Origin of the sequence: uncultured Gimesia sp., assembly GCF_937919775.1 — a bacterium.
Taxonomy (GTDB): Bacteria; Planctomycetota; Planctomycetia; order Planctomycetales; family Planctomycetaceae; genus Gimesia.
Window position 1 is genome coordinate 1 of the sequence record NZ_CALFPF010000210.1, and the last position, 5,638, is coordinate 5,638.

Consider the following 5,638-nt stretch of genomic DNA (forward strand, 5'->3'; position numbering starts at 1 on the left):
CGCTCACATTCTGGATCTTTCTGTTTATTGCAGCAAGCCTGTTTGCTGCCGTGGTGCTGGCTCCCCGTTATTTGTCTTATTTAAATATGCGAAATGAATATCTTACCAATCAGGTACAGCTGGTTTCGCTGGAGAATCAGGTTGAATACCTGAGACAGATCGCCCATTCGCTGGAACACGATCCGGAATTTCGGTCTGAAGTGGCTCGTGTTGATTTTGATGCCGTTCGCCCGGGCGAAGAACGAATTTCTGTTGACCCTGACCTGGCTTTGGACATACCTCAATGGAATCCCAATAAAAATATTCCGGCTAGCAATCAGTCCTGGTATCAGCCGATGCTGAGCGTGCTGAGTGAAAATCAAAAAATCCGCTCATCGATTTTGCTGACTGCTGCGGTCATCGTGGTGTTATCGTTCACTTTCCTGCACGAATCTCAGTCCAGACAGCTAGAGACCGTAACCAGATCTACCCGAAATATCGTGGGAACCTTGCTTTCGCGGTATCAGATTTCAGGGGACGACTCGGAGGAAGAAGATTGCTGATCAAAGAGAATTGATCGCCTTGTCCCGGTCGCACCGGATTTGCAGATTTTGCCGCGTGTAGCGTCTTCCGTGATCTTAGCCGTTGTGCCCGGGAACCTTGTTATCTGGGTTGTATCTGGAATAGCTTCCCGCAAGATCAAATCTCACTCAAAGCAGGTCGCTGAAATCAAATTCAGTTTGGTTGATTTGTGAAATCAGACGATTTCTTTATTAGTCGCATTTAGGAATCTTCATCAGTGAAGGGCACCACAGTATGAAAAGGGAGGCAAATGCCGCCGTTTCATTGGCAGCAGAATTCAGACTCAGAAGCTGGGCACGGACACACTATGTATCGGCTGATCAACGGAAAGAAACATGGAATCCCATTGTACTCGCTGAAATGAGAATTAAGGATCAGGAAATGGTTGAGACAGAAAACAATAGTATGAAAGCACGAGTTTCATCGATGTATGTACCGTTGGCCCCCGGTGTCTCATGTCGAATTGATGAAGCTCACTACGAGGCATCAGCGCCACACATCTTGAAAATGCAAGACGCATCAACGCGCGCCCTTCGCAGAATTGCGGATGAACTGGTTGGCGAGTAAACGTTTCTCGCATTGACTGTTATTTTCGGGGGCCAACATAATCGTCCACAAAGGCGTCCAGTTGTAACACGTCGAGCCGGTCCATCTGCTCGGACTTTTCATCTCCCGTCTGAAGGGGCGGTTCATAATCGGCTGCTGCCGTGATTCTGATGCGTTTGGGAGCGATTCCTTTTTGAATCAGATACAGCATCACATGCCGGCCCCGATCATAGGTCAAGACCAGCTTATCATGCACCGGAGCATCAGCGGGCAGCGGTCTGATTGAAGTATGCGATCTCAATTCGATCTTATTTGGTTTGCCAGCCAGCTCCGGGATGATTTGATCTAACTTTTCCTTACGTTCCGGATCCAGATCGATCTCTATCTGATTATAATGCAGGGATTCACCTACTTTTATTGGAACCCCCTCCCGCGCCCGGTACACCCGAACATCGCTGCCTTCAATGCCCCGCGTTTTGATTCCACCTCGCCCTCGATCGGGGCTATCCGTATAGGCCCCCAGCATACTCATTTGTTCGACCATCGAATTCATCGGGAAATATTTTCCCGGAGGCGAAACAGGTCCTGTGCGATACCCGGTATATTCTTGAATGGATTCCAGGATCGCCCGGTACTTTTCATCGTTGACGATTTCGCTCAAAGAAACCAACATGATGAAAAATGTGAGAAGTAGTGACATCATGTCGCCATAGGTCACCACCCATTCCGGAACTCCTGGCGGGGCATCATCTTCCATGACAGTGCTTTCCTGGAGAAGTTTAACAGTCAGATTCGCGATCGGCGGAAATTGCCGATGAATCGAAATCTCATATTTCTTATATAAACAGAATCGTCACAGGGGCCGCTTCAGCTTACGGGATTTTCTCAATCCAAACGAGTTCACGGGCATTTTCTGGAGGAATCCCTGTGTTTCCGATAGTGGAACAAACAATGCCAGGGCCATAAAATGCCCCTCAGTTCATTGACGAATGCAATAAATATCTACAACATTAGGGTTTAAGAATCATCAAATCCATGCGGACCACGGTCAGGTTATCGGTCTGAAGTTACTGGTCAAAGTAAAGGAAGCAGTCCAAGGATGTCGAGCCCTCTCATTGTTCAGCAGTCTGATTTTATATCCTTATGTGAGCAAATCTTAGATGCGGGCTGCGTAGCATTCGATACAGAATTCGTTTCGGAGTTCACTTATCGACCCGAACTCTCCCTGCTGCAGTTTGCCTTAAATGGCAAAGAAGTTGCCGTCGATCCTTACGAAGTGAAAGATTTATCCCCCTGGTGGGACATCATGACGAATGATTCCACGACCGTGGTCGTACACGGGGGCCGAGAGGAGGTTCGGTTTTGTCGGCATTTTTCCGGAAAGAAACCGCAAAAGCTGGTTGATTTGCAGATTGCAGAAGGGTTACGGTCCCGCAGCTTTCCGATTTCGTATACTGCACTTGTTGCCCGGGTATTGAATGAGAAGGCAGGCAGTAAAGAGACCCGCACAGACTGGCGCCGCAGACCGCTGACTCAGCAGCAAATCAAGTACGCGCTGGACGACGTGAAATACGTATTAAAGATCTGGAAAATACAGGAAAAAGAGCTGACCGATCTGGGACGACTCCAGTGGGCAGAAGCCGAGTTTCAACGCATGATCGACGAAGTGGATTCTGAATTTCATCGCGAAAACTGGCGACGCATTCCCGGGTTACATAAATTAAAACCACGTGAATTGGCCATCATCCGTGAACTGTTTGACTGGCGGGATGAAGTTGCCCAGGAAAAAGATCAACCCGCGCGCAGAATTTTACGCGATGATTTATTGATTGAGCTTGCTCGTCGAAAGCCGACCACCACACAAGATCTGATTGCAACGCGTGATTTAAACCGTAAAAACATGTTTAAACTTGCTCCGGAAATGATACAGCGCATTGCCAAGGCACACGAGATTCCCAAAGACCAGCTTCCTCAGCATGTTGAAAGTCCGAATAATCAACAAAACCAGGATGAACAGGTGATTGGAAAACTGCTGGGTATCGCATTGGCAAATCGGTGCGCAGAAATGAATGTGGCTCAAACTCTGGTGGGAACCTCAGCCGACTTAAGACACCTTGTCCGCTATCATGTCTATGGGGAAATCAGCGAGGAAAAACCGCGATTGATGGCCGGCTGGCGTGCCGAGGTGTGCGGCGATTTATTGACGGATGTGCTTGATGGAAAAATTTCGATGCGCGTGGCTGATCCCGAGTCCGATCATCCTTTGCATTTTGAACGTTTGACTTAAACCGACAGCGAGGGGCAGCGCGTGATCTGTTTTGCTGACAGAATACGAGAACGCGTTCAATGAAATCGTAGCGGTGATTCTTCAATAAATCTCTTTCCCGAAAGCCCTGACGAGGCTACAATCAGCCCGATTTTGAACTCAGCTGAAAGGAAAAGCAATGAAACTCGTCGTTCTGTGCGTTGCAATCCTGTTTTGGGGAACACCTCTTTTTTCTGCAGAACCGGCTCCCGAGGAAGATTATCAGCTTCTGGAGGGGAAATGGGTCCGCAATGATCAGGATGCGAAAGGGGCACCACTCAGAGTGGAGCACGAGATCTCACAAAAGATTTCGAAATTGAGTGTGTATGATAAAAGTGGCAAACTGGTTCATGCACACCAGGCCAAATTTCGCCTGCAACGCATGTCAGACGCAAATCTCTTCACCTATTTCGACCTGGAAGTTCTCAACGGACCGAACAAAGGCAGACAGCAGAAAACTCCCCAATCCTTTGTATACCGTGTCAAAGACGGCCAGTTTATCCAGGTTGAGGGCATTTTAAACAACGATAAAATGCCCCTTAAGCTTCTGGTCTGGTGGAAGGCCAATCCGCCAGTTTCAGCTCAGGATATCTGAGTGTTCGCCGGCTATTCCAGTGCGTTCATAATTTTGGTTGCCAATGATTTACGATCCTCAGGTTTCGCAGCTTTCAAGAGAGACTGGAAATCTTTTTCAACGGCCTGTGCTTTATCAGCAGCCTGCTTCTTCAGCTCCTCAAAGTCCGTTTTCAGAACATCCATCCCGCTCCCGCCTTCACCTGTATCTGCAATCATTTTGAGGTTTGCTTTAAAAGAGGCGATAATTTCTGCGGAAGAAGGGACCTTGGGAGTCGCTTCACCAGAGCAACCACTGGTTATGGGGCAAATTAAAATCAGGCATGTCAGGAGCGTATAGATGTATTTCATGAGGCTTGTATTCTGAGATCTATTGTGAGTGAATGATGATCCCCAGGCACATGCAAGTATTTCAAACTTTCATATACCTGGATTGATTACAATGATTTTACATTTGTGAGATTCGCCCGGGACAGCTTAGAATTCTCCCAAGACCTTCCCGTCGCTGATAGCTCCCAGATTTTGCCACGTCGCATTATCAACGTTTTCACTGATGAATCGTGTTGCACCGTCGCCCATCAGAATATGTACTCCCCCGACATGTCAGCTACGTGCCGGAAACAGGCCTGGCGAATCGTTCGTACCACAGGACACGCATGACACACAGTTAGGGTACTCGGAGTTGGGATTGATCAACGTGTTAAAGACGGTCAATCCACTGTTTCCGTAAACCCAGTTCGAACCGGTGTCGCCTCGGGGGGCGGTAGAAGCCGGTAGAGAGCTTTTGACAGCCAAACAGGCTGCGCCCCATGTTTTCAGATCAGAGAGAGCAGGGAATGAGCTGGCGGTACTTCCTCTGCTGACCCCGCGAATCGTATCACCTTCTCCGATCAGCGATGCATCGTTATTGCCATCACCCATCATGATTTCCCCTGCGGCGATGACATTGGATGTGCCATCGAGAACATCCCGAATTCTGACTGCTTTCCGATAATTAAACATACCGACCTGATGCTGAAGATTCTGTGGAGTCGTGTTGGTCGAAGGAGCAAATCCAAACCAGTAAATCGAGGGACCGGCACATACCGCGTAACTGTTTCCAGGTCCTGCCCCGTAACCACCGCCATTCACAATAGAACGAACATCAGACGGGCAGAGAAATGCCGGAATCACTGTTCTTTTCGTCGTGTCATTCGAAGACTGATTCGGAGCCAGCGAGAAATTGAATAAATTGTAAAGTGGTGCCTGATCCATAAAAGGCAGGAGCATTGTCTGTGCAGAATATGCTAAATAGGAATAGTTTCCATATCCATAAGTCGAAGCATCTTCTCTTTCAAAATTGGCACGAGGAAAGATGGAATGGGTTTCATGATAATTATGCATCGCCAGCCCCAGTTGCTTCAGGTTGTTTTTACACGCGCTTCTGCGGGCTGCTTCCCTGGCCTGCTGAACGGCCGGTAATAACAATGCAATTAAAATTGCGATGATGGCAATGACAACCAGCAATTCAATGAGGGTAAAACCCCTGACTTTGTGAGAAGATTTCTGTGCGTTCATGATAATCAATCTTTATTAATGCAGGATAATTTGGTGGGATTTATTACTGCAGCAAGCACTCGAGGGGAAAAATTAAGGACTTGTGGAGGACGACGC

The 5,638-nt window shown here is 48.0% G+C and carries 5 protein-coding genes and 1 pseudogene; 3 read left to right on the forward strand and 3 right to left on the reverse strand.

Going from position 1 to position 5,638, the window contains the following annotated elements; genetic code table 11:
- The coding region (locus tag Q0294_RS05550; RefSeq protein ID WP_299461737.1) for a hypothetical protein at positions 1-542 on the forward strand (542 nt) is incomplete at its 5' end.
- 605 nt (positions 543-1,147) lie between these two features.
- Here the strand turns inward: Q0294_RS05550 and Q0294_RS05555 are convergent.
- A complete protein-coding gene (locus tag Q0294_RS05555) occupies positions 1,148-1,864 on the reverse strand; it encodes a flagellar motor protein MotB (protein WP_299461739.1) in 717 nt (238 codons plus the stop codon).
- A gap of 342 nt (positions 1,865-2,206) precedes the next feature.
- On the opposite strand from Q0294_RS05555, the gene Q0294_RS05560 reads away from it, so the two are divergent.
- Both Q0294_RS05560 and Q0294_RS05565 read left to right on the forward strand, forming a co-directional pair.
- Complete coding sequence (locus Q0294_RS05560) at positions 2,207-3,394, forward strand: HRDC domain-containing protein (protein ID WP_299461741.1); 1,188 nt, start codon at positions 2,207-2,209, stop codon at positions 3,392-3,394.
- Between the two features lie 157 nt (positions 3,395-3,551).
- A complete protein-coding gene (locus tag Q0294_RS05565) occupies positions 3,552-4,007 on the forward strand; it encodes a hypothetical protein (protein ID WP_299461743.1) in 456 nt (151 codons plus the stop codon).
- Positions 4,008-4,018: 11 nt separating this feature from the next.
- On the opposite strand, the gene Q0294_RS05570 is transcribed toward Q0294_RS05565, so the two are convergent.
- Together Q0294_RS05570 and Q0294_RS05575 are read right to left on the reverse strand one after the other, a co-directional pair.
- On the reverse strand, positions 4,019-4,336 hold the full coding sequence (locus tag Q0294_RS05570) for a hypothetical protein (protein WP_299461745.1): 318 nt from the start codon (positions 4,334-4,336) through the stop codon (positions 4,019-4,021).
- 126 nt (positions 4,337-4,462) lie between these two features.
- Positions 4,463-5,542: pseudogene (locus Q0294_RS05575) on the reverse strand (DUF1559 domain-containing protein).
- Positions 5,543-5,638 lie beyond the last annotated feature (96 nt).

Excerpts from the sequence above, each read along its gene's own strand:
- Q0294_RS05565 (WP_299461743.1), top strand. The coding sequence starts at position 3,552 with ATGAAACTCGTCGTTCTGTGCGTTGCAATCCTGTTTTGGGGAACACCT.
- Q0294_RS05560 (WP_299461741.1), top strand. The coding sequence starts at position 2,207 with ATGTCGAGCCCTCTCATTGTTCAGCAGTCTGATTTTATATCCTTATGT.
- Q0294_RS05570 (WP_299461745.1), bottom strand. The coding sequence starts at position 4,336 with ATGAAATACATCTATACGCTCCTGACATGCCTGATTTTAATTTGCCCC.
- Q0294_RS05555 (WP_299461739.1), bottom strand. The coding sequence starts at position 1,864 with ATGGAAGATGATGCCCCGCCAGGAGTTCCGGAATGGGTGGTGACCTAT.